The 25873-nt window shown below is 39.7% G+C and carries 24 protein-coding genes and 1 pseudogene; 24 read left to right on the forward strand and 1 reads right to left on the reverse strand.

The features are described from left to right. Nucleotide 1 precedes the first annotated feature (1 nt). From hisB to GKP30_RS20100, 12 genes are all read left to right on the forward strand, one after another. Nucleotides 2-589, forward strand: coding sequence for an imidazoleglycerol-phosphate dehydratase HisB (hisB, locus tag GKP30_RS20045; RefSeq protein WP_216831248.1), 588 nt, complete (start codon nucleotides 2-4; stop codon nucleotides 587-589). Further along, nucleotides 590-1231 (forward strand): imidazole glycerol phosphate synthase subunit HisH, encoded by a 642-nt coding sequence (gene hisH, locus GKP30_RS20050; protein ID WP_216831249.1) that lies wholly within the window; start codon nucleotides 590-592, stop codon nucleotides 1229-1231. Further along, nucleotides 1224-1958, forward strand: coding sequence for a 1-(5-phosphoribosyl)-5-[(5-phosphoribosylamino)methylideneamino]imidazole-4-carboxamide isomerase (gene hisA, locus GKP30_RS20055; protein ID WP_216831250.1), 735 nt, complete (start codon nucleotides 1224-1226; stop codon nucleotides 1956-1958). The genes hisH and hisA overlap by 8 nt, the downstream gene beginning before the upstream one ends. Nucleotide 1959: 1 nt before the next feature. After that, nucleotides 1960-2718 carry an imidazole glycerol phosphate synthase subunit HisF gene (gene hisF, locus GKP30_RS20060; protein ID WP_216831251.1) on the forward strand — a complete coding sequence of 253 codons (759 nt, stop codon included), beginning with the start codon at nucleotides 1960-1962 and terminating at the stop codon, nucleotides 2716-2718. Then, nucleotides 2715-3344, forward strand: coding sequence for a bifunctional phosphoribosyl-AMP cyclohydrolase/phosphoribosyl-ATP diphosphatase HisIE (gene hisIE / locus GKP30_RS20065; RefSeq protein WP_216831252.1), 630 nt, complete (start codon nucleotides 2715-2717; stop codon nucleotides 3342-3344). The genes hisF and hisIE overlap by 4 nt, the downstream gene beginning before the upstream one ends. 545 nt (nucleotides 3345-3889) lie before the next feature. Further along, entirely contained in the window at nucleotides 3890-4933 is a 1044-nt protein-coding gene (locus GKP30_RS20070) for a tetratricopeptide repeat protein (RefSeq protein WP_216831253.1), read from the forward strand. 240 nt (nucleotides 4934-5173) lie between these two features. Continuing rightward, nucleotides 5174-6121: a thioredoxin-disulfide reductase gene (trxB, locus tag GKP30_RS20075; protein WP_216831254.1), complete on the forward strand. Its 948-nt coding sequence runs from the start codon at nucleotides 5174-5176 to the stop codon at nucleotides 6119-6121. Between the two features lie 629 nt (nucleotides 6122-6750). Then, entirely contained in the window at nucleotides 6751-7215 is a 465-nt protein-coding gene (locus tag GKP30_RS20080; RefSeq protein ID WP_216831276.1) for an NUDIX hydrolase, read from the forward strand. 54 nt (nucleotides 7216-7269) lie between these two features. Then, nucleotides 7270-8163: an RNase adapter RapZ gene (gene rapZ / locus GKP30_RS20085; RefSeq protein ID WP_216831255.1), complete on the forward strand. Its 894-nt coding sequence runs from the start codon at nucleotides 7270-7272 to the stop codon at nucleotides 8161-8163. Beyond that, entirely contained in the window at nucleotides 8164-9108 is a 945-nt protein-coding gene (locus GKP30_RS20090; protein ID WP_216831256.1) for a gluconeogenesis factor YvcK family protein, read from the forward strand. A gap of 31 nt (nucleotides 9109-9139) precedes the next feature. Next, entirely contained in the window at nucleotides 9140-10093 is a 954-nt protein-coding gene (gene whiA, locus GKP30_RS20095; protein WP_216831257.1) for a DNA-binding protein WhiA, read from the forward strand. 84 nt (nucleotides 10094-10177) lie between these two features. Further along, the gene (locus GKP30_RS20100) at nucleotides 10178-10435 is read left to right on the forward strand and encodes an HPr family phosphocarrier protein (protein WP_216831258.1); all 258 of its coding nucleotides are present in this window, start codon (nucleotides 10178-10180) and stop codon (nucleotides 10433-10435) included. Nucleotides 10436-10858: 423 nt separating this feature from the next. Here the strand turns inward: GKP30_RS20100 and clpP are convergent. Further along, a pseudogene (gene clpP, locus GKP30_RS20105) lies at nucleotides 10859-11455 on the reverse strand (ATP-dependent Clp endopeptidase proteolytic subunit ClpP); the annotation flags it as partial. A 500-nt stretch (nucleotides 11456-11955) separates the two neighbouring features. Here clpP and rpoN point away from each other — a divergent pair. From rpoN to smpB, 12 genes are all read left to right on the forward strand, one after another. Continuing rightward, nucleotides 11956-13299 (forward strand): RNA polymerase factor sigma-54, encoded by a 1344-nt coding sequence (gene rpoN / locus GKP30_RS20110; RefSeq protein WP_236035250.1) that lies wholly within the window; start codon nucleotides 11956-11958, stop codon nucleotides 13297-13299. 11 nt (nucleotides 13300-13310) lie between these two features. After that, nucleotides 13311-13562 (forward strand): glutaredoxin family protein, encoded by a 252-nt coding sequence (locus tag GKP30_RS20115; protein WP_216831260.1) that lies wholly within the window; start codon nucleotides 13311-13313, stop codon nucleotides 13560-13562. Nucleotides 13563-13713: 151 nt separating this feature from the next. Continuing rightward, nucleotides 13714-14727, forward strand: coding sequence for a sugar-binding transcriptional regulator (locus GKP30_RS20120; RefSeq protein ID WP_216831261.1), 1014 nt, complete (start codon nucleotides 13714-13716; stop codon nucleotides 14725-14727). A gap of 227 nt (nucleotides 14728-14954) precedes the next feature. Next, a complete protein-coding gene (gap, locus tag GKP30_RS20125; RefSeq protein ID WP_216831262.1) occupies nucleotides 14955-15962 on the forward strand; it encodes a type I glyceraldehyde-3-phosphate dehydrogenase in 1008 nt (335 codons plus the stop codon). A 108-nt stretch (nucleotides 15963-16070) separates the two neighbouring features. Then, nucleotides 16071-17255, forward strand: coding sequence for a phosphoglycerate kinase (locus GKP30_RS20130; protein WP_216831263.1), 1185 nt, complete (start codon nucleotides 16071-16073; stop codon nucleotides 17253-17255). Nucleotides 17256-17279: 24 nt separating this feature from the next. After that, nucleotides 17280-18032, forward strand: a complete 753-nt coding sequence (gene tpiA, locus GKP30_RS20135; protein ID WP_216831264.1) for a triose-phosphate isomerase — start codon at nucleotides 17280-17282, stop codon at nucleotides 18030-18032. Further along, nucleotides 18033-19565, forward strand: a complete 1533-nt coding sequence (gene gpmI / locus GKP30_RS20140) for a 2,3-bisphosphoglycerate-independent phosphoglycerate mutase (protein WP_216831265.1) — start codon at nucleotides 18033-18035, stop codon at nucleotides 19563-19565. A gap of 137 nt (nucleotides 19566-19702) precedes the next feature. Then, on the forward strand, nucleotides 19703-20986 hold the full coding sequence (gene eno / locus GKP30_RS20145; protein ID WP_216831266.1) for a phosphopyruvate hydratase: 1284 nt from the start codon (nucleotides 19703-19705) through the stop codon (nucleotides 20984-20986). A 348-nt stretch (nucleotides 20987-21334) separates the two neighbouring features. Continuing rightward, a complete protein-coding gene (secG, locus tag GKP30_RS20150) occupies nucleotides 21335-21565 on the forward strand; it encodes a preprotein translocase subunit SecG (protein WP_075387000.1) in 231 nt (76 codons plus the stop codon). 397 nt (nucleotides 21566-21962) lie between these two features. Further along, entirely contained in the window at nucleotides 21963-22712 is a 750-nt protein-coding gene (locus tag GKP30_RS20155) for an alpha/beta hydrolase (RefSeq protein WP_216831267.1), read from the forward strand. Nucleotides 22713-22733: 21 nt separating this feature from the next. Then, nucleotides 22734-25070, forward strand: a complete 2337-nt coding sequence (gene rnr / locus GKP30_RS20160; RefSeq protein ID WP_216831268.1) for a ribonuclease R — start codon at nucleotides 22734-22736, stop codon at nucleotides 25068-25070. Between the two features lie 272 nt (nucleotides 25071-25342). Continuing rightward, nucleotides 25343-25810 carry an SsrA-binding protein SmpB gene (gene smpB, locus GKP30_RS20165; RefSeq protein WP_216831269.1) on the forward strand — a complete coding sequence of 156 codons (468 nt, stop codon included), beginning with the start codon at nucleotides 25343-25345 and terminating at the stop codon, nucleotides 25808-25810. The last annotated feature ends 63 nt before the right edge of the window (nucleotides 25811-25873 follow it).

Here is a 25873-nt window from a genome sequence, read left to right on the forward strand (position 1 = left end):
GATGGAACGTACAGCAGGTATTGAACGAAACACTGGTGAAACTCAAATTAAACTACAGTTTTCAATAGATGGAGAAGGAAAATCTGAATTAAATACAAACGTTCCTTTTATGACTCATATGCTTGATTTATTCACAAAGCATGGTCACTTTGATTTAACGGTTGATGCAAAAGGTGATGTAGAAGTAGATGATCACCACACAACAGAGGACATCGGCATTTGTTTAGGAATTGCCCTTAAGGATGCGCTAGGAGATAAAAAAGGAATTAAACGTTATGGAAACGCTTTTGTACCAATGGATGAGACGCTAGCTCAAGTCGTTGTTGATTTGAGCAACCGCCCACATCTCGAATTTCGTGCTGAATTCCCAAGTCAAAAAGTAGGTACATTCGATACAGAATTAGTCCATGAATTTTTATGGAAGCTAGCGCTAGAAGCTCGAATGAATTTACACGTCATCGTTCATTATGGCCACAACACACACCATATGATCGAAGCAGTTTTTAAAGCATTAGCGAGAGCACTAGATGAAGCAACTCAAATTGACGAGCGTGTAAAAGGAATTCCGTCGACGAAAGGAATGTTATAAATGATCGGTGTCATTGACTATGGGATGGGGAACTTACATAGTGTCAGTAAGGCACTTGAGCGTTTAGATAAAGAGTATTTTGTTTCCGAAAAAGTAGAAGAGCTCCAAAAAGCAGATGGACTCATTTTGCCTGGTGTCGGCTCCTTCCGTGATGCAATGGAGATTTTAAAACAAGAGGGACTTGCTGATTTTGTTACGGATTGGGCAAAGTCTGGTAAACCGTTACTAGGTATTTGCTTAGGTATGCAGCTTTTATTTGAAGAAAGTGAAGAAAACGGTGAAACGAAAGGTTTAAACCTTTTACCTGGTGTCGTGCGCAGATTTCCTGGTGTAACGACCGAAGGAGAAGCGTATAAAGTGCCACATATGGGCTGGAATCAACTTGAATTCCATCAGCCAGACCATCCGTTATTAAAAGACGTTGAAAACGGCCACGTCTATTTTGTTCACTCCTACGTTGTTCGTACAGACGATAAGGACGTTGTTATTGCTAGCAGTGAGTATGACGGGGAAGTCCCTGCTGTAGTAGGTAGAAATAATATTATGGGAACGCAATTCCACCCAGAAAAGAGTAGTTCAATTGGGATGAGCATTCTTGCAAACTATGTGAAACTGGTAGAGGGGAGCCTATCAAATGAGTAAAGTAACGTTATATCCTGCCATTGATATGCGTGGTGGAAAATGTGTCCGTCTTATCCAAGGTGATTATGATCAAGAAACGGTTTATGGGGATTCGCCATTTGAGATGGCAAAAACATTTGCTGAAGCAGGGGCTGACTGGATTCATATGGTCGACCTTGATGGAGCAAAAGCAAAGAAACCAGTCAACTTTGAGCATGTTCTGCGAGTAGCCAAAGAGCTGAATGTAAAAGTACAAATTGGTGGCGGTATTCGTACGAAGGAAGATGTCGCTTTTTATTTAGATCAAGGGGTCGACCGTGTTATTCTCGGTAGCGTTGCTGTAAACGACCCTGATTTTACAAAAGAAATGCTAGCTACATATGGCGGTGAAAAAATTGCGATCGGTCTTGATGCACGTGACGGTTATGTCGCAACGGAAGGCTGGCTTGAAACGTCACAAGTGAAGGCTGAAGAGCTCGGAAAAGAAATGGCTGATTTCGGAGCAGAAGTGTTTATTTTTACTGATATTTCTCGTGATGGTATGTTAACAGGGCCAAACGTCGAAGCATGCCGATCACTTGCGAATGCAACAGGCAAAGAAGTCATCGTATCAGGCGGAGTTAGTCAATTAGCGGACTTAACGGAAGTGAAGCCTTATGCGGCTGAAGGTGTTCGTGGAGTCATTATCGGAAAAGCGCTCTATACAAACCAATTCACACTAGCACAAGCATTAAGTGAGGTGGAATAAAATGTTGACTAAACGTATTATTCCATGTCTTGATGTTAAAGAAGGCCGTGTTGTAAAAGGCGTTCAGTTTGTGAACTTGCGTGATGCGGGGGACCCTGTTGAGCTCGCGGCTTTTTACGATGAGCAAGGGGCAGATGAGCTCGTTTTCCTCGATATTTCGGCTTCTCATGAAGGAAGAGAGACGATGGTCGAAGTCGTCGAAGAAGTAGCAGCTAAGCTGGCGATTCCATTTACGGTCGGGGGCGGCATTAACTCCTTAGCGGATATGAAGCGTGTGCTTCGTGCAGGTGCTGATAAAGTATCTTTAAATACAGCAGCAGTCAATCGCCCAGAGCTGATTACAGAAGGTGCGGATTACTTCGGTTCACAATGTATTGTTGTTGCGATTGACGCCAAGTATGATGAAGAACTCGGTTCGTGGCGCGTCTATACACATGGCGGAAGAACACCGACCGATTGGGAAGTGATTGAGTGGGCAAAAGAAGCGGTTGGTCGCGGTGCAGGAGAAATTCTTCTGACGAGCATGGACCAAGACGGTGAAAAAACAGGCTTTGATTTGCCGCTTACAAAAGCTGTAAACGCAGCTGTAACCGTACCTGTCATCGCTTCAGGTGGTGCTGGTGCGAAAGAGTGCTTCTATGATGTGTTCACTGAAACGAAATGTGATGCGGCATTGGCGGCTTCGATTTTCCACTATAAAGAAACGTCTGTAGCTGAAGTAAAATCGTTGCTTAAAGAAAAGGGGGTACCAATGCGATGAATTTAGCAGAGCTTAAGTTTGATGATAAAGGGCTAATCCCCGCTATTGTTCAAGATGCACAAAGTAAAGAGGTGCTAACTCTTGCTTATATGAACAAGGAATCTCTTGAAAAAACAATTGAAACGAGAGAAACCTGGTTTTATAGCCGCTCTCGTCAAGAGTTATGGCATAAAGGCGCAACGTCTGGTAATACACAAACATTGATTGATCTCCGTTATGACTGTGATTCGGATGCACTCGTTGTGCTAGTTGACCCAAGTGGTCCAGCTTGTCATAAAGGCGTTTACACATGTTTTTCCGACTCACTATTGAGTGAGGATGAGGTAAGCGCAAAGGATGATCGCTTTGCAATTATTTCTCGCTTAGAGTCCCTAATTGCTGAACGCGAAGCGGAAATGCCAGAAAAGTCGTATACGACATACTTATTTGATAAAGGTGTCGATAAAATCTTAAAGAAAGTCGGCGAAGAAGCGGGCGAAGTCATCATTGCCGCTAAAAACCGCGACCCAGAAGAACTAAAATGGGAAGTCGCTGACTTACTCTTTCACTTACTCGTCCTATTACGCGAGCAAAAGCTACCACTCGATGAAGTGCTAGCTGTACTTGAAGAGCGTCATACGAAATAAAGCAGTAAATCACGTAAAAAGAAGATGAAATGCGACAAAGCGTTCTCATCTTCTTTTTTGTCGTGAGAAGAGTAGGTGGTATCGTACAGTTAGCTAGAAATCTGTAAGCACGCAACAGTCAGTAATCACTTAAAGCAGGGGAAGGAACAAAGGAATTACAATAAAAGGGAAAAATGCGTTGCAAAGCAGCAGTTAGAACAGGGATGTTCCAGTAAAAGGGAAAACTATGTTGCAAAGCAGGCATTAGAACAAAAACAATCCAGTAAAAGGAAAATACCGATCTCAATAAGAGACTCACAACAGGTAACTTCCAAAAAGAGGAACATCACTGTTCTAAAGACAAACTTTGAGCAAGTTTCTCCCACAAAAAGGGAAAAACCAGTCATAATCACCTCAACAACATCAACCACTACAACGCTCCCAAACGAAACAAATATTAGCGTTCATAAATTAAGTATTGTTTGTCGAAATTTTGCTAATGAAAATCAAGAGAAATATAGTATACTTGCAGTAGCTGAATTTTCACATGGAGGAAAACCGTATACATGAATTTTAAAGCACAAAAAGCATTTAAATTAGGGAAAGTGGTACCCTTTATACAAAATGGTGATTATTTCTATCAGAAAGGTATTTCCTTTTATCGTAAAAATAATATCGAACGCGCCATTTTTTATATGGAAAAAGCAATTGAATTAAAAAATGATGATCCAGTGTATCATTGCCAGTTATCAGCGATTTTAGCGGATAAAGGTGAATATGAGCGTTCTAATGAAATATTACAACAAGTAATTTCTGAGATGGACCCGACGATGTATGAATGTTACTTCTTTATGGCTAATAACTATGCACACCTTGGGCTATTTGAAAAAGCAGAGGAAATGGCATTTCAATATATTGAGAACAACGAGGATGGAGAATTTCTCGATGATTCTTTATCTTTACTGGAGCTACTACACTTCGAAAAAGATGATGATTATTCTATGGAAGAAAAATTGGATGAAGAAGAGCTGCTGATCATTCGTCATGGAAATGCAGCTGCTCACATTGCACGTGGACATTATGAACTTGCGATTGATCAATTTCAACAGATGATTAAAGATCGCCCGAATTTATGGTCTGCGCATAATCAGTTGGCAAAAGCTTTATTTCTTCATGGTCAACATCAAGAGGCGCTAAATCGAACATATGAAGTTCTAGAAAAAGACCATGGTAATTTTACAGCCTATTGTCACTTAACAACGTTTTTCTTTGAATTGGGTGAGAAAGAAGAAGCGTATAAGCTAGCACAATTGTTAACGAAAATTAGTCCAATCGATATTGAACAACGATTTTTATTAGCAGAGACTTTTTGTAAGATTGAGTTTTTTAAGGAGAGCTTTCATCAGCTTCGGTTACTTAAAAAGGAACAGTATGAAGAATCATTGGATTTTCTACGTTGCTATGGAGTAGCGGCTTTTCATTGCGGGGAAATTGAGCGAGCGAATCTGTACTGGCGAAAAGCGGCAAGACTCGGTGATAAAAAAGCTGAAAAAATACTTCTTGAAGATGCAAACGGTTTGCTAAAGAAGGAGAATGTTCGGTATAATTAATACACTAAGGGGTATATGAAACGCTGTATCGTTCTCTTTTTATCTTCTATATTTGTAAATCGGATTTACATGATGATATGGTTCTTCTTTTCATTAGCAAAAATGGAGTGTATGGAGCACTTTATTGGACTTCTGCAAAAGATATTAATACGATAGACAGAGAAGATAGTGGAATACTAATTGGGGAACAGTAAAGAAAAATGATACCCCCTCATACAGTAACCAGAAGGAGTGAGATAGATGAGTGAAGAGAAAATTTATGATGTTGTTATTGCTGGAGCTGGACCTGCTGGTATGACTGCAGCAGTATATACGTCACGCGCTAATTTAAGCACGGTAATGGTTGAAAGAGGAATTCCTGGTGGTCAAATGGCGAATACGGAAGATGTAGAAAACTATCCAGGCTTTGATCATATTCTTGGCCCTGATCTTTCAAACAAAATGTTCGAGCATGCCAAAAAATTCGGTGCAGAGTATGCTTATGGAGATATTAAGGAAATTGTTGACGGCGAAGATTACAAAATTGTAAAAGCTGGCAGCAAGGAGTTTAAAGCAAAGGCTGTTATCGTTACAACGGGTGCAGAGTATAAAAAGATAGGTGTTCCAGGAGAAAAAGAACTAAGCGGTCGCGGTGTTTCTTATTGTGCAGTATGTGATGGTGCCTTCTTTAAAGGTAAAGAGTTAGTTGTTGTTGGTGGTGGAGACTCTGCAGTTGAAGAGGCAGTGTACTTAACCCGCTTCGCTACGAAAGTAACGATTGTACACCGTCGTGATCAATTACGTGCACAAAAAATTCTTCAGCAACGTGCGTTTGACAACGAGAAAGTCGATTTCATCTGGAACCACACGGTAAAAGAAATCAATGACGCTGATGGTAAAGTTGGAAGTGTTACACTTGTTAGCACGGAAACAGGGGAAGAGCGTGAGTTTAAGACGGACGGAGTATTCATTTACATTGGGATGCTTCCATTAAATGCTGCGGTTCAAAACTTAGGCATTACAAATGGAGATGGTTATATCCTAACAAATGATGAAATGGAAACGAAAGTACCTGGGATTTTTGCTGCTGGAGATATTCGTGAAAAAACACTTCGTCAAATCGTTACTGCAACAGGCGATGGAAGTATTGCAGCACAAAGTGCACAGCATTACATTGAAACATTGGCTGAAAAAGCAAAAGCCAAGTAAGAGACTCGTCTTGTAAAGGGGAACAGTAAATTTTTATGGAAGAGATTGACACCTCGACAATCATCTACAAAAAAAATTTACAAAACGTAATTACGTCTTAACTCTTTTGTAACAGTCATGCAACATAAAACGGTTAATATAAGAGTAAGTAATTGACCCCCTTTTTTATATATTACTTTGAAAGCACGGACATAATTTGTTCGTGCTCTTTTTTTTATAAAAGTATTAAAGCTTATCTGCTATACTTTGGTTTAATGCAGAGAGTGAAATATTCATTTCACCCCTTTCAGAATTTGAAAGGGTTCTCATTATAACCGTTCAGCTAGAGTAGGTTTGACATATACAAATTTATTTTCAGGAAGTTCTTTATTCTGATTACACCTAATGTGACGATCATCATAGAATATCATGGATAATCACGAAATTTCCTCAGCTCATTCTTTCCTCTTAAACTCTTAACAACCAAAAAAGATTGTAGAGTATCTATATAAGGTGCACTAAAGTCTACTGGTAATCGACAAATTATGCATTGCTAAGTAGCTATTACCAATTGCTGCACAGGCAGCTTACCGTTGTTCGTGCAACCGTTTGATAGTATACTTAGTTCATGAGAACGTGAGGTGAGTCGTGTGCAGAGAGTGACGAATTGTATTGTTGTAAAAGATGGATCTGTTTTAATGCTACAAAAACCACGTCGTGGGTGGTGGGTTGTACCTGGTGGGAAAATGGAGATCGGTGAGTCAGTACTAGAAACTGTCAAACGAGAATATCGTGAGGAGACAGGGCTTACTGTCATGGACCCAAAAATTAATGGCGTTTTTACGGTCGTCATAAAAGATGGCGAAAAGATAACCTCCGAATGGATGTTATTTACATTTAAAGCCAATCAATTTCAAGGTGAACCACTCGAACAATCGCCTGAAGGAAAATTAGAGTGGAAGAAAATAGATGAAGTGAAACTACTGCCAATGGCTGCAGGAGACCGATATATCTTTGAACATCTACTGTACAATGATGAGCCGATTTACGGTACATTTCACTACACACCTGATTTCCAACTTCTTTCATACCGCTTAGAACCGAATCAGTTTTAAAAAGTTAATGTAGCTTTTTAATAATCTCAATACTAATAGTTAAAGGTGATAAATATGACGGAAAAAAAGGAAGATATTCAAATTGTAATTATTACAGGAATGTCTGGAGCAGGAAAAACAGTAGCAGTTCAAAGCTTTGAAGATCTAGGATATTTTTGTGTGGATAATTTACCCCCTGCTCTTATTCCCAAATTTATTGACCTCATCGAAAGCTCTGGCGGTAAAATGAATAAAGTTGCTTTAGTTATTGACCTTAGAGGTCGAGAGTTCTTTGATCACTTTTTCGAGGTTATTGATAAATTAGGAAGTAATTCAAACCTACAGTTAAACCCTCAAGTTTTATTTTTAGATGCAAAGGATGCGAAGCTCGTCCAAAGGTACAAAGAAACGCGACGCTCCCATCCACTAGCTCCAAAGGGATTACCACTTGAAGGAATTAAAGCAGAACGTGAAATGCTTGAGGAACTGAAAGGTAGAGCTCAACAAATTATAGATACAACGGACTTAAAGCCCATTCAGTTACGTGAGAAAATTAGTCAACGTTTTTCTACCGAAGAGCAGCCGCTATTTTCGATTAATCTCATGTCATTTGGGTTTAAGTATGGCATACCGATCGATGCGGACCTCGTTTTTGATGTTCGATTTTTACCGAATCCCCACTATATTGACCATATGCGTCCGAAGACTGGACTTGATGAAGAGGTTTCATCATATGTATTAAAATGGTCAGAGACACAGCAATTTATTGAGAAGCTTCGTGATTTACTCGTCTACATGCTACCGCAGTATAAACGAGAAGGAAAAAGTCAACTTGTCGTTGGAATTGGTTGTACAGGTGGAAAACATCGATCAGTGACATTAGCCGAATACTTTGGGGAATATTTCTCCGAGGAATATGTCGTCCATGTAAGTCATCGAGATATTGAAAAAGGAAAGGACAGACACTAAGTGAAAAAGAAAAAGGTTGTAGTCATCGGGGGAGGAACTGGTTTATCGGTTCTTTTGCGTGGATTAAAAACATTTCCGGTGGATATAACAGCGATCGTAACTGTAGCTGATGACGGGGGAAGCTCGGGACGGTTACGAAAAGAGTTACACATTCCACCACCTGGGGATGTTCGTAATGTGCTTGTCGCATTAGCCGAAGTAGAACCGTTAGTTGAACAGTTGTTTCAACACCGTTTTCAAAATGGGGATGGTTTAAGTGGTCATTCTTTAGGAAACTTACTACTCGCTGGTATGACTTCGTTAACAGGAGACTTTGCTAGAGGTATAAGTGAGCTTAGTAAAGTATTAAATGTTAGAGGAAAGGTGTACCCTGCTGCTAATCAAAGTATTGTACTCCACGCGAAAATGTGTGATGGTACAGTCGTTAGCGGAGAGTCAAAAATTCCACAAGTAGGTAAGCAGATAAAAGAAGTATTTGTAACGCCTTCTAATGTATCCCCCCTTAAAGAAAGTATTGAGTCAATCCAAACAGCTGATATTATTGTCATTGGGCCTGGAAGTCTCTATACGAGTGTACTGCCTAATTTGCTAGTACCTGGGATCACTGAAGAAGTAAAAAAAGCAATGGCTAAAAAAATCTATATTTGTAATGTGATGACTCAACCAGGAGAGACGGATCACTACAAAGCCTCTGATCATGTGAAAGCTATTTTTGATCATTGTGGCAGTCAGCTCTTAGACTATATTGTGGTGAACCAGCAACATATCCCTAGGGATATTATTTCTCGCTATGCTGAAGAGGGAGCTGAACCCGTAGAGTTTGATAAAAACAAGCTTGAGAACTATGGTATCCGTATAGTTAATGAGTCATTTTTACAATATAAAGATAAACTAATAAGACATGATGCCAATAAGGTAGCTCAAATGATTTTACAGCTAACATAGTTAGACGGACAGAAATATGGGGGTGAGACTGTTGTCATTTGCTGCAACTACTAAAAAAGAGCTCACTCAATTAGAGATAGATGAATGTTGTGCAAAAGCTGAGTTAACGGCTCTTATTCGAATGAATGGTTCTCTTGCATTTAGTAATCAAAAAATAATGTTAGATATTACGACAGAGAATGCCGCAATTGCGAGAAGAATCTATACACTAGTAAAGAGGTTATTTCCGCAAACTCATATGGAGTTACTCGTTCGAAAAAAGATGAGACTGAAAAAAAATAATGTCTATTTAGTGAGAATTTCACAAGAAGCAAGGCAAACTCTTGAAAATTTAGGTATTATAGGTGAAGGATTTACTTTTATCCGTACAATTTCTTCTTCGATTGTAAAGAAACACTGTTGCCGTCGTGGATATTTAAGGGGAGCATTTCTTGCAGGAGGTTCGGTTAATCATCCTGAAACCTCTTCCTATCATTTAGAGGTCTTCTCTCTTTATGAAGAGCATAATCAATCTTTGTGTGAGCTAATGAATTCTTTTGGCCTTAATGCGAAAACATTAGAGCGTAAAAAAGGATTTATTACGTACATTAAAGAAAGCGAAAAAATTACAGAGTTCCTTAATATTATCGGAGCTCACCAAGCTTTACTTTATTTTGAAGATGTCCGTATCATGAAGGATATGAGAAATTCTGTCAATCGTTTAGTGAATTGTGAAACAGCGAACTTGAACAAAACGGTTGGGGCGGCATTAAGGCAGGTAGAGAATATTCGCTTGGTTGATCGTGAAATCGGTTTAGTGAATTTGCCAGGGAAGTTAAGGGAAATTGCTGAGCTGCGGGTAAAGCACCAAGATGTGACTTTAAAAGAGTTAGGAGAAATGGTGTCTACAGGAAAAGTTAGTAAATCTGGAGTCAATCATCGTCTTCGAAAAATAGATGAATTAGCGGAACGGATTCGTTCAGGTGAACAGTTACCAGGCTTTTAATTTAAATCGCGTCTTTCACAGGAACGGGCCGAACGAGTATAAAACAAAAAGTTTGATTGAACGGAAAAAAAGGAGGTAGTTCACTTGATTGAAAAACAGTTGGAAGTCAAATTAAAAACAGGTCTTCAAGCTAGACCAGCCGCATTATTTGTACAAGAAGCAAACCGTTACTCTTCAGAGATCTTTATTGAGAAAGACAATAAAAAGGTTAACGCCAAAAGTATCATGGGGATCATGAGTTTAGCAATCGGTAAAGGTGTTTCCATTAATGTCATCGTCAATGGAAATGACGAAGAAGAGGCAATGGCTGCACTAGAAGCTTTCATCGCAAATGAAGAATAACACGAAATCTGAGCGAGACAACTGTCCAGCTCAGGTTTTTTATTTTAGCGGGGGAGTTTGTTAGATTGTGCCCCAATAGAGTGGAGTATTTCCAAAAAAGTGGGTACCGCCGATAAAAGTAGAAGTTCCGCCGATAAAATTGATTTTCCGCTCATAAAACTGATAAGGCACCTGATAAAGAAGTACTATATGCTACCAAAATCATTAATTCCTCCAAAAATAAAGAGATTTACCAAAGTATAATCGGTTTATCCATCCATTCAACTATATACTTACCTGAAGTCGAGGAGTCTAGATCCACATTTACATAAGGACACCTCTCTTTTTTACCGAATGAAGCCAAATCAGCCGACTTCATAACAAAAAATGAAAAAAATCCTCTAGCTTAATTCGCTAGAGGATCCTTCTCGTTTAGAATGATGCTTATTTTGTAGTTGAAGTCTCAATTACAGTATCAATAAGACCGTACTCTTTTGCTTTAGCAGCTGTCATAAAGTTATCACGGTCTGTATCTCTTTCGATCACTTCTAAAGGCTGACCAGTACGTTCCGCTAAGATTTTGTTTAATTGCTCACGCATTTGAATGATACGTTTTGCGTGAATTTGGATATCTGATGCTTGACCTTGAGTTCCTCCAAGTGGTTGGTGGATCATAACTTCACTGTTTGGTAATGCAAAACGTTTTCCTTTTTCACCAGCAGCAAGTAAGAAAGCACCCATTGAAGCAGCCATACCGATACAAATTGTAGAAACTTTAGGCTTGATATAGTTCATTGTATCGTAAATCGCCATACCAGCTGTGATTGAACCACCTGGGCTATTGATGTATAGTGAAATATCTTTTTCTGGGTCTTCCGCTTGTAAGAAAAGTAATTGAGCAACAATTGAGTTTGCTACATTGTCATCAATTGCGCTTCCTAGCATGATAATACGATCTTTTAATAGACGTGAGTAAATGTCATAGGCACGTTCACCACGATTTGTTTGTTCAATAACTGTAGGAATTAAATTCATATTTTTTTCCTCCTTATATTTCGTATAGTTTCGAAGTAATCATATTTGCCTTTTAAGCATGAGTGTTCAAAGCGGGAAAACAACCCTTTTGAACACAAATATGAGAGCCATTGTGCTTATGTATATCATACTTGAAAGGTCAATAAAGGTCAAATATTAACTACTATCTATATTATACTATTTCGCCTTTTTTACTTTCATCCCTTTTTCATCATAGCCGAAAATAAAAAAAATCAAACTTTATTTTACAGATTGGTTAACATTTTCTCTTTACAGATGCGAAAACTGTTCATAAACTATAATAAGAGAATATAAACTAGTTGAAAGAATATGATCTTTATTTGACAATATGCACGATAAAGAAAGCGCTTACACATAATACTGAACTTTAACGCCTTTACCGAGGCTGTAAAATCTTTTCCTAGCAGACTATGATTGAATGTCTAATAGGGTCTTTAAGTATCGTAATAAAACGTGATTATTAATGAGCAAGGGGAGAGTTGTTTATGAGAATGGATGTTGGTCTTTTTCAACAACAGACTACAGGGTTATATATGACCAAAGAACTTCGGCAAGCGATCTCACTCCTGCAATATTCAATGACAGAGCTGACGCAGTATATCCAGGAGCAGGCTTTAGAAAATCCACTCATTGAGTTAGAGGAAAACTTGCCAGTTGATCTTTTAAGAACAAAAAAACAAGGTGATGACATAGACGAAAGAAATTGGGAAAGTGGGTATCGCGAGCAAGAAGTATCTCCCCTTGATTTCGTTAGTAGTGATCGATACAACTTACATGATCATCTTTTATATCAAGCACGGTTTCTAAATTTAGATGAGCAAAGTTATGAAGCACTTTGTTACTTTATTCTTCATGTGAATGGGGATGGGTATTTAAGTGAGCCTGTTGAAAAAATTATCGAAGAGTTAAGCATTCCAGAAGAAGAAGGCGAAACTTTGCTGATGGTCTTGCAAAATATGGAACCGACTGGGGTCGGGGCTAGAAATCTTCAGGAATGTCTTTTACTGCAATTAGCGAAAATAAAAGATCGAAATATCCTTGCCGAGATGATTATCGAGAATTATCTGGAATTGTTGGCTGAAAAAAGGTGGAAAGAATTATCGAAGGAGCTATCTGTGACGCTTCAAGAGATCCAGCAAGTGTATGACCTGATCCAAACGCTGCAGCCACGACCAGGTGTCAATTACACTGATGACACCCCAAAATATATTCAGCCAGATGTGACGGTTGAGGAAATGGAAGGGGAGCTTGTCGTTTTAGTAAACGATGATTTACTTCCAAGGATACAATTAAATAAACAATATCAACCGCTTTTGGACGATAAAAGCTCTGATGCGAATGAGTATGTTCGAAAAAAATATGACCAAGTACAGTGGCTGTTAAAAAACATTAAGCAGCGTCAAATGACGCTTTATCAAGTTACTGAGGCGATCGTACGTCATCAGAAAGAGTTTTTTTATAAAGGGGCAGAAGCGCTCCGTCCGTTAACCTTACGTCAAATAGCTGAAGAAATTGATGTTCATGAGTCGACAGTTAGCCGGGTGACGACGAATAAATATATGCAATCACCGCGTGGTCTTTTTGAACTAAAATACTTCTTTACAACTGCACTTTCGAATGGAGGTACAGGTGAAACATCTACCTCTTATGCAAAAGAAGTGATAAAATCGTTAATTGAGAAAGAGGATAAACGTAAGCCTTTTTCTGATCAAAAAATTGTTGAAGCCTTAAAGTCACAGCATCAAATTGAACTTTCTCGTCGAGCTGTAGCAAAATATCGAGATGAGATGAAAATTCCATCATCCTCAAAGAGGAAACGATTCGAATAGTGGAGGTAGTTATGGGTAAACTAAAGGTGACGTTTTATACAAAAGAAAATTGTTCCTTATGTGACAATGGATTAACGGTTTTGAAAATGGTTCAAGAGGATATACCATTTGAGATCGAAATGGTGGATATATATAAAGACGACGAATTGTTAGAAAAATATCAGGTGATGATTCCTGTGGTTTCTATAGATGGTGAAGACATTGATTACGGAATTGTGTCTGAGGAAAAAATAAGAAAACGTTTACTTTCAGTTTGTCGATAAAATCTACTTGAAGTTTAGATCATTTCCTTGTTACAATGAATTTGTTAAGGAATTTGATCTTTTTTTTTCACTAGATGGGACACATTTTGTCACACAGGGACATATAATGACCCTATAAAAGGGGATGTATTACAACAGAAGGAGAAAAAGGATGAGAAATCTTTTTGACATTCAGCAAAAACTCGTGCCTGATTTACTTGAGGTTTTGTTGAAGCGTTATAGAATACTCCAGTACATTCGTTTGATGGAACCAATTGGACGAAGAAGTCTCTCTTCTAGTATGGACATTAGCGAAAGGATTTTACGCAGTGAAGTAACTTTCCTTAAAGATCAACGCCTAATTCATGTAGCTAGCGCAGGAATGAGTTTAACTAAAGAAGGTAAGAATTTATTACTGGAGCTTGAAGGGATGATGAAAGAGCTGTTAGGTTTAAAAGCTCTTGAAGAACAACTTCAACATGAATACCAATTAAAAAAGGTCATCGTCGTTCCAGGAGATAGTGATCAATTTGATTGGGTAAAGAAAGAGATGGGGCGTGCATGTGTCCAATACTTGAAGCAGCATGTAGAAAGTAGTACGACAGTTGCTGTTACGGGTGGTACAACTGTAGCATCTGTTGCCGAAATGATGGGATCGGATTTTCAAAGAGAAGATTTGTTATTTGTACCAGCAAGAGGTGGAATTGGTGAAAAGGTGGAAAACCAAGCGAACACAATATGTGCAGAAATGGCTAGACAAACAGGGTCATCCTATCGCTTGTTACACGTTCCTGATCAATTAAGTGAAGAAACGTATACATCATTAATCTCCGAGCCTTCCGTTCAAAGTGTACTAAATACCATAACGTCTGCGACAGTAGTCATTCATGGTATTGGTGAAGCAAAGACTATGGCCGAGCGAAGAGGAGCGTCACCAGAGTTTCTCGGGAAGTTATCAACTCATGAAGCAGTTGCTGAAGCGTTTGGTTATTATTTTGACCAATTAGGAGATATTATTCACAGGGAACGTACAATTGGCCTTCAACTTGAACACTTAAATGAAGAAAAGCAAGTGATCGCCATTGCAGGCGGTTCTTCCAAAAGTGTTGCCATCGCGGCTTACTTAAAGAACCGAAAAAGCAGCGTGCTTATAACAGACGAAGGCGCAGCTCGCCAAATGCTTTAACATAACAAAGGTGCCAGGCACCTGCAGTTGATTAACGCATTAAAGCAGCGCCAGTACTAGCTGGTTGAAGAACCCGTATCATAATTTACATTAAGAATTGAAAAAAAGGGCTCGCCCTTTTCATAAATGCGATGGCATCCTTAATAAAAGGTGCCAGGCACCTTTAACGCAATAAAGGGCTGGCAGTTCATCGTTTTACGTTTTATATACTAAGGAGGAATTTAAACATGGCAACTAAAATTGGAATTAATGGATTTGGACGTATCGGTCGACTTGTATTTCGTGCAGCACTTAAAAACCCTAACGTAGAGGTAGTTGCAATTAACGACTTAACAGATGCTAACATGTTAGCACATCTTTTAAAATATGACTCTGTTCACGGAAAGCTTGATGCTGAAGTAACAGTAAACGGTGAGAGCCTAGTTGTTAATGGACAAGAAATCAAAGTTATCGCAGAGCGTGACCCCGCTCAATTAGGATGGGGTAACCTAGGTGTAGAAGTAGTCGTTGAGTCAACTGGACGCTTCACGAACCGTGAGGATGCTGCAAAACACATCGAAGCAGGAGCGAAGAAAGTTATTATCTCTGCACCAGCAAACAACGAAGACATCACAGTAGTTATGGGTGTAAACCACGAGCAATATGATGCAGCTAACCACCACGTAATTTCAAATGCATCTTGTACAACAAACTGTTTAGCTCCATTTGCTAAAGTATTAAATGACCAATTTGGGATCCGTCGCGGTATGATGACAACTGTTCACTCATACACGAACGACCAACAAATCCTAGACTTACCACACAAAGACTACCGTCGTGCTCGTGCAGCAGCAGAAAACATCATTCCAACAACAACTGGTGCAGCAAAAGCAGTAGCTCTTGTATTACCAGAGCTTAAAGGAAAATTAAACGGTGGAGCTATGCGTGTTCCAACTCCAAACGTATCATTAGTAGACCTAGTTGTTGAGCTTGACAAAGAAGTTACTGCTGAAGATGTAAACAACGCTTTTAAAGAAGCTGCAGAAGGTCCATTAAAAGGAATTCTTGGTTACTCTGAAGAGCCACTAGTTTCTGGTGACTATAACGGAAACCCAGATTCTTCTACTATTGATGCACTTTCAACAATGGTAATGGAAGGAAACATGGTAAAAGTGATCTCTTGGTACGATAATGAAGCAGGTTATTCACACAGAGTTGTAGATTTAGTTGAATATATGGCAAAGCAAGGACTATAATCGTTTATAGTGAAAGTTTTGGAAAGGGAGGAGAAATGCACCATACGTTTTTTCTCCCTTTTTCTAAAATCTTTCTAAATGTTGAGTTCAAATGAGGGGGTTCACGAAGTGAATAAGAAATCAATTCGCGATGTTGAATTAACAGGAAAGAAAGTATTCTGCCGTGTCGACTTTAATGTCCCAATGAATGATGGGGAAGTTTCAGATGACACGCGAATTCGTGCTGCACTGCCAACGATTCAATATTTAATCGAACAAGGAGCAAAGGTCATCCTTGCGAGTCACCTTGGCCGTCCAAAAGGACAAGTCGTTGAAGAGCTTCGCCTTGATGCAGTCGCTAAACGTTTAAGTGATCTTTTACAAAAAGAAGTGACAAAAACAGACGAAGCATTTGGTGCAGAGGTAGACCAAGCGATCTCATCTATGCAAGATGGTGACGTCGTTCTATTAGAAAACGTCCGCTTCTATTCAGGTGAAGAGAAAAACGCGCCAGAATTAGCGCAACAATTTGCAGCTCTTGCTGATCTTTATGTAAACGATGCGTTCGGTGCTGCTCACCGTGCACACGCTTCAACAGAAGGTATTGCACATCATATCCCAGCTGTAGCAGGCTTTTTAATGGAAAAAGAGCTTGAGGTGTTAGGAAAAGCACTTTCAAACCCAGAGCGTCCATTTACAGCGATCATCGGTGGAGCAAAAGTTAAAGACAAAATCGGGGTCATCGAAAATTTACTTGAAAAAGTAGATAACTTAATTATCGGTGGCGGACTAGCCTATACTTTTGTAAAAGCAAAAGGCTATGAAATCGGTCAATCGCTTCTTGAAGCAGACAAAATCGATTTAGCTAAAGGTTTTATTGAAAAAGCAGAACAAAAAGGCGTTAAATTATATATGCCAGAGGATGTTGTTGTCGCAAACGAGTTTTCCAAAGACGCAACAACACAAGTCGTGGATATTGATGAAATTCCAGCTGACTGGCAAGGACTAGATATCGGACCGAAAACGGTTGATACATACCGTAAAGTCATCTTAGACTCTAAACTCGTTATTTGGAATGGCCCAATGGGTGTATTCGAATGGGAAGCATTTGCTAATGGTACGAAGTCAGTAGCTGTCGCACTTGCAGATGCAACTGATACGTTCACAGTGATTGGTGGAGGAGATTCTGCAGCAGCGGTTGAAAAGTTTGATTTAGCTGAAAGCATGAGTCATATTTCTACTGGTGGGGGCGCATCTTTAGAGTTTATGGAAGGTAAAGACCTCCCAGGAGTTGTAGCGTTAAACGATAAGTAATGTAATCAAGAGAGGATGTTCATATTGCGTAAAACAATCATTGCAGGAAACTGGAAAATGAACAAAACACTTGGTGAAGCACTTCAGTTTGTGGATCAAGTCAAAGGAGCAGTTCCAACAAGTGAACAAGTCGATGCAGTCGTTTGTTCACCAGCGTTATTCCTTGATGTTCTTGTAAAGAGTGTAGAAGGAACAGACCTAAAAGTTGGAGCACAAAACATGCACTTCGAAGATAACGGTGCATTTACGGGGGAAATTAGCCCAGTTGCTCTTTCTGACATTGGCGTAAACTATGTCATTATTGGACACTCAGAACGTCGTGAAATGTTTAATGAAACAGACGAAACAGTCAATAAAAAAGTAAAAGCAGCTTTCGCTCACCGCCTGATCCCAATCATGTGTTGCGGAGAAACATTAGAGCAGCGCGAAGCGGGTCAAACGAATGAACTTGTTGGTGATCAAGTGAAAAAAGGTCTTGAAGGACTTACAGAAGATCAAGTAAAACAACTCGTTATTGCTTACGAGCCAATTTGGGCGATCGGAACAGGGAAATCTTCTTCTGCACAAGAAGCGAATGAAACGTGCGCGCACATCCGAACAGTCGTTGCAGACATGTACTCACAAGATGTTGCAGATGCTGTTCGCATTCAATACGGTGGAAGTGTAAAACCTGCTAACATCGCAGAATATCTTGGCCAAAGCGACATCGACGGCGCATTAGTTGGTGGTGCAAGTTTAGAAGCTGATTCATTTTTACAGCTTTTGGAGGCAAAGTAAATGAGTAAGAAACCAGTGGCAATGATAATCCTCGATGGATTTGCCTTAAGAAATGAAACAAAGGGAAATGCGGTTACCCATGCGAAAAAGCCAAACTTTGACCGCTATTGGAACACCTATCCTCATGCACAATTAACAGCTTCAGGTGAAGCTGTTGGTTTACCTGAAGGACAAATGGGGAACTCGGAAGTTGGCCACTTAAACATTGGAGCAGGGAGAATCGTCTACCAAAGTTTAACGAGAGTTAACCTGTCCATTCGTGAAGGTGACTTTTATGAAAACCAAACGTTTAATCAAGCAATGAATCATGTGAAAGAAAAAAATAGTAGCTTACATATTTATGGACTTCTTTCGGATGGTGGCGTTCACAGTCATATTGAACATTTGTTTGCTTTACTAGAACTTGCAAAAAGTAAAGGAGTAGAACGTGTTTACATTCACGGATTTCTAGACGGCCGTGACGTTGGACCGACTACTGCGGAAGTTTTTATTCGAGCACTTATTGATAAAACAAACGAACTAGGTGTTGGAAAAATTGCGACCATCCACGGCAGATATTATGCAATGGACCGTGACCAACGCTGGGAGCGTGTAGAAAAGTCGTACCGAGCAATGGTTTACGGTGAAGGACCTTCTTATAAAAATGCGCTTGAAGTTCTAGAAGACTCGTATAAAAATGAAATTCATGATGAATTTGTTCTTCCTTCTGTCATTAATGATGAAAATGATCAACCGATTGGAACGATCAAGGATGACGATGCCATCATCTTCTTTAACTTCCGACCTGACCGTGCAATTCAAATGTCGCAAGTGTTTACGAATGAAGATTTTAGAGGGTTTGACCGTGGTGAAGCATTCCCGAAAAACTTACATTACGTGTGCTTAACGCATTTTAGTGAGACGGTTCAAGGCTTTGTTGCATTCCAGCCAACAAATTTAGATAATACATTAGGTGAAGTTCTTTCACAACAAGGCTACAAACAGCTTAGGATTGCGGAAACGGAAAAATACCCTCATGTTACCTTCTTTTTTAGTGGCGGTAGGGAAGAGCCGTTTTCAGGTGAAGAACGAATTTTAATCGACTCTCCAAAGGTTGCTACATATGATTTGAAACCAGAAATGAGTGCTTATGAAGTAACAGATGCTCTACTAAAGGAGATCGAAGCCGATAAGCATGATGCGATCATTTTAAATTTCGCTAACCCTGACATGGTCGGACATTCAGGAATGTTAGACCCAACGGTTAAAGCGATTGAGGCAGTCGATGAGTGTTTAGGAAAAATCGTTGATGCGATCATTGCCAAAGGTGGACATGCAATTATTACAGCCGACCACGGAAATGCCGATGAGGTTGTAACCCTAGAAGGCACCCCAATGACTGCACATACGACAAATCCTGTTCCAGTCATCGTAACAAAAGAAGGAATTGATTTAAGAGAAGACGGTATTTTAGCAGACCTTTCTCCAACTCTTTTACACTTACTTGGCGGCGAACAACCGAAAGAAATGACTGGAAAAACATTAATTAAGTAAATTACGTTAATTTTTTAGACTGGTTAAAGGAAATTAACAAGCAATGACGAATGAGTGATAGGCAACAACGGACATCCTAGAAATGGATACCAATGACTATACTTAGTATTTTTATGAAAAAAGGGAGATGACTTAAAATGACAACAATTACTGATGTTTATGCACGTGAAGTTCTTGACTCTCGTGGTAACCCAACAGTTGAAGTAGAAGTATATTTAGAATCAGGTGCAATGGGCCGTGCGCTAGTACCAAGTGGTGCGTCTACAGGTGAATACGAAGCCGTAGAACTTCGTGACGGTGGCGACCGTTTCATGGGTAAAGGTGTAGAAAAAGCAGTTGAGCACGTTAACGAAGAAATTGCTCCAGAATTAATCGGCTGGGACGCTTTAGACCAACTTGGTATTGACCAATACATGATCGAGCTTGACGGTTCAAGCAACAAAGGTAAATTAGGGGCAAATGCAATCCTAGGTGTTTCTATGGCTGTTGCTCGCGCGGCTGCAGAAGCTCTTGGTATGCCATTATACATGTACTTAGGCGGCTTCAACGGTAAAACATTACCAGTGCCAATGATGAACATCTTAAACGGTGGAGAGCATGCGGATAACAACGTAGATATTCAAGAATTCATGGTTATGCCTGTAGGTGCTGAAACGTTCAAAGACGGTCTTCGCATGGGTACAGAAATTTTCCATAACTTAAAATCAGTATTAAAAGCAAAAGGCCTTAACACGGCTGTAGGTGATGAAGGTGGATTTGCTCCAAACTTATCTTCTAACGAAGAAGCGCTTCAAACAATCATCGAAGCGATCGAAAAAGCTGGATACAAGCCAGGTGAAGAGATCGTTCTAGCCCTTGACGTTGCAGCTTCTGAGCTATACAGAGACGGTAAATACCACCTTGAAGGTGAAGGTGTTGTTAAAACATCTGAAGAAATGATCGAGTTCTATAGCGATCTAGTAGCAAAATACCCAATCATCTCAATTGAAGACGGTCTAGACGAAAACGACTGGGATGGATGGAAAAAGCTTACAGATGAGCTTGGAACTAAAGTTCAATTAGTAGGTGACGATCTATTCGTTACAAACACAGAAAAGCTTTCTGAAGGTATTGAAAAAGGTGTAGGTAACTCAATCCTGATCAAAGTAAACCAAATCGGTACATTAACGGAAACGTTTGATGCAATCGAAATGGCAAAACGAGCAGGATACACAGCAGTTATTTCTCACCGCTCTGGTGAAACAGAAGACAGCACAATCGCTGATATCGCAGTAGCGACAAACGCTGGACAAATCAAAACAGGTGCTCCTTCACGTACAGACCGTGTAGCGAAGTACAACCAACTTCTTCGTATTGAAGACGATTTAGCAAACGTTGCTAAATACGACGGCAAAAAAGCATTCTATAACCTAAGCAAGTAATTGCATGCAAGAGGCTGAACTGGAGCGCTATTCCAGGTTCAGCCTCTTTTTTTTGGGAGTTGGAGGGGCCTGTTAAGGTAAATGCTCGATATTTACTAATCCTGGGAAAAATGGCGTGCAAATAGAGATTTAGCACCTGTATTTTACTAATACTGGTAAAAGTTGCACAAAATGAGATTTTCCACCAACATCCGACTAAAACTGGAAAAAGCAACACATAACCCAATAGTATCCACCGCATCAAACGAACGCATCGTGTCAACGCTAAACTGATTATATATTGCTAACGGGTGTCCTTTTGTGATACATTAGTATAAGCGCATACTGTGCTTGGAGGTGGATGATTCAATGCAAATGTTAATGTTCGTCTTATTAATTATTGTGTCAATTGCACTAATTGCTGTTGTTTTATTACAAGCTGGTAAAAGTGCAGGTCTATCAGGAGCGATTTCTGGTGGAGCGGAACAATTACTTGGTAAACAAAAAGCTCGTGGTATAGATGCGGTCCTTGCACGTGCAACAGTTGTTCTTGCAGTATTGTTCTTTGTTTTAACGATTGCTGTAGCATATTTCATGTAAAAAGACGAAAGCAGCTGAAGCACTCTTCACTGCTTTTCTTTATATCTGGGAAAAGAAAAGGCTGTCTCAATGAAAAAACAAGAGGCAGCTTTTATTATAAAAACTAAAAATGGAAAATTAGACCAATAGAGTAATGCTATAGTTTTACAACCAGATATCGGTAATTATCGGTAATTAAAAGTCAAAGGGAAATAAAATACTCTAATAATGGCTTTAACGGTAGTAAGCTCGCTGAAACGCTCACCCTAATTACAATTATTCCTAAAGTATTTGTGGTAAAGCTGCTCAATCAACGAAAATGATATTTTTAAACATCTTCCTATCATAGAGAAAGCAAATTCAGGTGAAACTATACATTATCTTGAGGTCTGTGAAATGAAAAGGTAGGTACGGTCGTATGAAGATAGTTGCTCCAAAACCATTTACATTTGAAGGTGGAAAACGAGCTGTGTTATTACTACACGGTTTTACAGGCAATACAGCCGATGTAAGAATGCTCGGCAGATATTTACAAGAAAGAGGCTATACATGTCATGCTCCTTTATATAAAGGTCATGGTGTACCGCCTGAAGAACTTGTTCACACGGGCCCTGAAGATTGGTGGAAGGATGTTGAGGAAGGCTACAATTTATTAAAAGAACGTGGCCATGAAGAAATCGCGGTTTGTGGACTTTCGCTGGGAGGTGTATTTTCTTTAAAACTCGGCTACACTTTACCCGTAATGGGAGTTGTGCCGATGTGTGCACCGATGAACCCAAAGACGCAGGAGTCAATGTATGCTGGCGTTGTCGAATACGCTAAAGAATATAAGCGCCGCGAAAGAAAAACAGAAGAACAAATCGAGCAAGAAATGGTGGAATTTAAAAAAACACCGATGCAAACGTTAAATGCACTGCAACAACTCATTAATGGTGTTAGAGAGTATCTCGATCATATTTATTCACCTGTTATGGTCGTACAAGCACGACATGACGAGATGATTGATGTGGAAAGTGCCAATATTATATATAACGAAGTGGAAAGTGACGAAAAAGCATTGAAGTGGTATGAAGAATCTACCCATGTCATTACGCTAGACAAAGAAAAAGAACAATTACACGAAGACGTACATCAATTTTTAGAAACTTTAAATTGGTCGAATACGTAAAAATAGAAAGGAGTGTTACAAATGAATGAAGATAAAATTCAACACCTTCTAGCTTTTATGAGAGAAGAGGCGTACAAGCCATTGACGGTCACGGAGCTAGAAGAAGCATTTGGGCTAACAGACTCAAGTGAATTTAAGGAATTTGTAAAAATTTTAAACCAAATGGAAGAGCAAGGGCTTATCGTTCGTACACGCAGCAATCGCTTCGGTGTTCCTGAACGAATGAATTTAATTAAAGGAAAAGTTCAAGGGAATGCGAAAGGCTTTGCTTTTATTATTCCAGAAGTACAAGGCGAAACGGATGTTTACGTTTCGCAAAGTGATTTAGGAGGGGCAATGAATGGTGATATTGTCCTCGTCCGTCTGCATCCGAAATCAACGGGAACACGTCCAGAAGGTAGTGTCATTCGTATTATTGAGCGTGGTCTACAGCAAATCGTTGGTACGTACATAGACCATGAGCAATATGGAATGGTTGTTGCCGATGATAAACGGATCCCAAATGACATCTTTATTCCCAAGACGGCTTCTAAAGGAGCAGCAGAAGGGCATAAAGTCGTTGTAAAACTTACAAAGTACCCAGAAGGACGTAATAGTGCTGAAGGGGAAGTTACCGAGATTTTAGGGCATAAAAATGATCCAGGAATTGATATTTTATCGATTATTCATAAGCACGGATTACCGCAGGAATTTCCACAAGATGTACTTGATCAAGCGGAGAACGTGCCTGATGAAATTGATCCAGAAGAAATTAAGAACCGCCGCGATCTTCGTGATAAAACGATCGTTACAATCGATGGTGCCGATGCCAAAGATTTAGACGATGCCGTAAACGTTGAACGATTGGAAAATGGCAACTATCTACTCGGTGTTCATATTGCAGACGTTAGCTATTATGTAAAAGAAGGTTCGCCGATCGATATTGAAGCCGAGGAACGCGGGACGAGTGTGTATTTAGTTGACCGTGTTATTCCAATGATTCCACACCGTCTATCCAATGGAATTTGTAGTTTAAATCCAAAAGTAGACCGATTAACGCTCTCGTGTGAAATGGAAATTACACCAGAAGGACAAGTGGTCGGCCACGATATATTCCAAAGTGTTATCCGAACGACAGAAAGAATGACGTATTCAGAAGTGCGAAAAATTTTACAAGACGAGGACGAAGAAGTACTAAAACGTTTTGAGCCACTCATTCCGTTTTTCAAACAAATGGGTGAGTTAGCAGACATTTTACGTAAAAAACGCTTTGAACGTGGTGCGATCGACTTCGACTTCAAAGAAGCAAAAGTTCTAGTCGATGAAGAAGGGAAACCAACGGAAGTTGTTATCCGTGAGCGGTCAGTAGCCGAGCGCCTAATTGAAGAGTTTATGCTCGCAGCGAATGAAACAATTGCTGAACACTTCCACTGGTTAAAAGTGCCGTTTATCTACCGTATTCACGATGATCCAAAAGAAGACAAGCTCAATAAATTCTTAGAGTTCATTACGAACTTTGGCTATGTTGTGCGTGGATCAGCAAACTCGATCCACCCGCGTGCCTTGCAGCAGCTTCTTGAAGCCGTTCGCGGTGAGCCTGAAGAAACGGTCATAAGTACGGTCATGCTTCGTTCGATGCAACAAGCAAAATATGATCCAGAAAGCTTAGGGCACTTTGGATTATCGACGGAGTTTTACACACATTTTACGTCACCGATCCGCCGTTACCCTGATTTAATCGTGCACCGTTTGATTCGCACGTATTTAATCGAAGGCAAAACAGACGAGAAAACCCAGAGTCATTGGAAAAACCGTCTTGATGAAATTGCGAAGCACTCATCTGAAATGGAACGTCGTGCGGTAGATGCAGAACGTGAAACCGATGAAGTGAAGAAAGCGCAGTTTATGGAAGATAAAATTGGCGAAACATTCACTGGTATTATTAGTGGTGTAACGAACTTTGGTATCTTCGTCGAGTTAGAAAATACAATCGAAGGTCTCGTTCACGTTAGTTACTTAACGGATGATTATTATAGCTATGATGAGCGTTCGTATGCGATGATCGGTGAACGCACAGGCAATGTATTTCGTATTGGGGATGAGCTTGAAGTCCGTTGTATTAACGTCAACGTTGAAGAGTCATCGATCGACTTTGAAATCGTCGGCATGAAAGAGCCTGCGAAGAAACGCGAGCGTAAAGCGTCTCCTAAAGTCATCGTCGGTCCAAAGCGCGGCAAAAAACCAGGCGGAGGAAAAGATGGTGGACAAGGTGCTGGAGATTCAGATAAGAAAAATAAAGGCAAGCGTAAAAAGAAAAAAGGCTTTTATGAAAATGCCCCAAGAAGTAAACGTAACAAAGGGAAAAAGAAAAAGCGCTAATTTTTAGTTGAAGTAATATTTGCTTTTGAAAATTAGAAATTAACACTCATGCGAGGCTGCATTGAAAGTGTCACTACTTGTATTAGTTGAATGGGCGCTGTTCATTACTTTGACAGTGCTCTTCTCCTAAAGTTGTACGTTGTAGTGCGTACAACTTGGTGATGACACATTACTGTAGCCTCGTTTTGTTTGTTTGTGCTATCCTATAGGATTTTTCCCGTGAATTTGTTATAATAGGACAACGACGTCAAAAAATGGTAGGTGTATGAGAAATGGCGAAAAAAGACAGTAATGTCATTGCTCAAAATAAAAAGGCATCCCATGATTATCATATCGAAGAAACGTTTGAAGCTGGGATGGTATTGCAAGGAACGGAGATCAAGTCGATCCGTGCGGGTAAAATGAATATAAAAGATGCATTTGCTAAAATACAAAACGGTGAAATGTTCTTATGGAACGCACACATTAGTCCATACGAACAAGGAAACCGTTATAATCATGATCCTTTACGGACGAGAAAATTATTGCTCCACAAAAAGGAAATTAACAAACTAATTGGTGCTTCTAAGGAACAAGGCTATGCCATCGTTCCATTAAAAGTCTATATTAAAAACGGCTTCGCTAAAGTATTAATTGGGCTTGCAAAAGGTAAAAAGAAGTTCGATAAACGTGAAGACTTGAAAAAGAAAGATGCAAAACGTGAAATTGAACGTGCCTTTCGCGACAAGCAACGCGTTTAAAGTAATGCGTTGCTCTGCTCACGAGCAGTAATTTTATCTGCTGTACTGGTTTCAGTTATTGTT

This window comes from Alkalihalobacterium elongatum (genome assembly GCF_019024285.1).
Lineage (GTDB): Bacteria > Bacillota > Bacilli > Bacillales > Bacillaceae_F > Alkalihalobacterium > Alkalihalobacterium elongatum.

Bases quoted from the DNA above. Each gene is read 5' to 3' on its own strand.
- secG (WP_075387000.1), top strand. From the start codon at position 21,335: ATGCAAATGTTAATGTTCGTCTTATTAATTATTGTGTCAATTGCACTA.
- rapZ (WP_216831255.1), top strand. From the start codon at position 7,270: ATGACGGAAAAAAAGGAAGATATTCAAATTGTAATTATTACAGGAATG.
- GKP30_RS20115 (WP_216831260.1), top strand. From the start codon at position 13,311: ATGGGTAAACTAAAGGTGACGTTTTATACAAAAGAAAATTGTTCCTTA.
- gpmI (WP_216831265.1), top strand. From the start codon at position 18,033: ATGAGTAAGAAACCAGTGGCAATGATAATCCTCGATGGATTTGCCTTA.
- hisF (WP_216831251.1), top strand. From the start codon at position 1,960: ATGTTGACTAAACGTATTATTCCATGTCTTGATGTTAAAGAAGGCCGT.
- GKP30_RS20155 (WP_216831267.1), top strand. From the start codon at position 21,963: ATGAAGATAGTTGCTCCAAAACCATTTACATTTGAAGGTGGAAAACGA.
- hisA (WP_216831250.1), top strand. From the start codon at position 1,224: ATGAGTAAAGTAACGTTATATCCTGCCATTGATATGCGTGGTGGAAAA.
- rnr (WP_216831268.1), top strand. From the start codon at position 22,734: ATGAATGAAGATAAAATTCAACACCTTCTAGCTTTTATGAGAGAAGAG.
- hisB (WP_216831248.1), top strand. From the start codon at position 2: ATGGAACGTACAGCAGGTATTGAACGAAACACTGGTGAAACTCAAATT.
- hisH (WP_216831249.1), top strand. From the start codon at position 590: ATGATCGGTGTCATTGACTATGGGATGGGGAACTTACATAGTGTCAGT.
- GKP30_RS20120 (WP_216831261.1), top strand. From the start codon at position 13,714: ATGAGAAATCTTTTTGACATTCAGCAAAAACTCGTGCCTGATTTACTT.
- gap (WP_216831262.1), top strand. From the start codon at position 14,955: ATGGCAACTAAAATTGGAATTAATGGATTTGGACGTATCGGTCGACTT.
- smpB (WP_216831269.1), top strand. From the start codon at position 25,343: ATGGCGAAAAAAGACAGTAATGTCATTGCTCAAAATAAAAAGGCATCC.
- rpoN (WP_236035250.1), top strand. From the start codon at position 11,956: ATGAGAATGGATGTTGGTCTTTTTCAACAACAGACTACAGGGTTATAT.
- eno (WP_216831266.1), top strand. From the start codon at position 19,703: ATGACAACAATTACTGATGTTTATGCACGTGAAGTTCTTGACTCTCGT.
- GKP30_RS20070 (WP_216831253.1), top strand. From the start codon at position 3,890: ATGAATTTTAAAGCACAAAAAGCATTTAAATTAGGGAAAGTGGTACCC.
- trxB (WP_216831254.1), top strand. From the start codon at position 5,174: ATGAGTGAAGAGAAAATTTATGATGTTGTTATTGCTGGAGCTGGACCT.
- hisIE (WP_216831252.1), top strand. From the start codon at position 2,715: ATGAATTTAGCAGAGCTTAAGTTTGATGATAAAGGGCTAATCCCCGCT.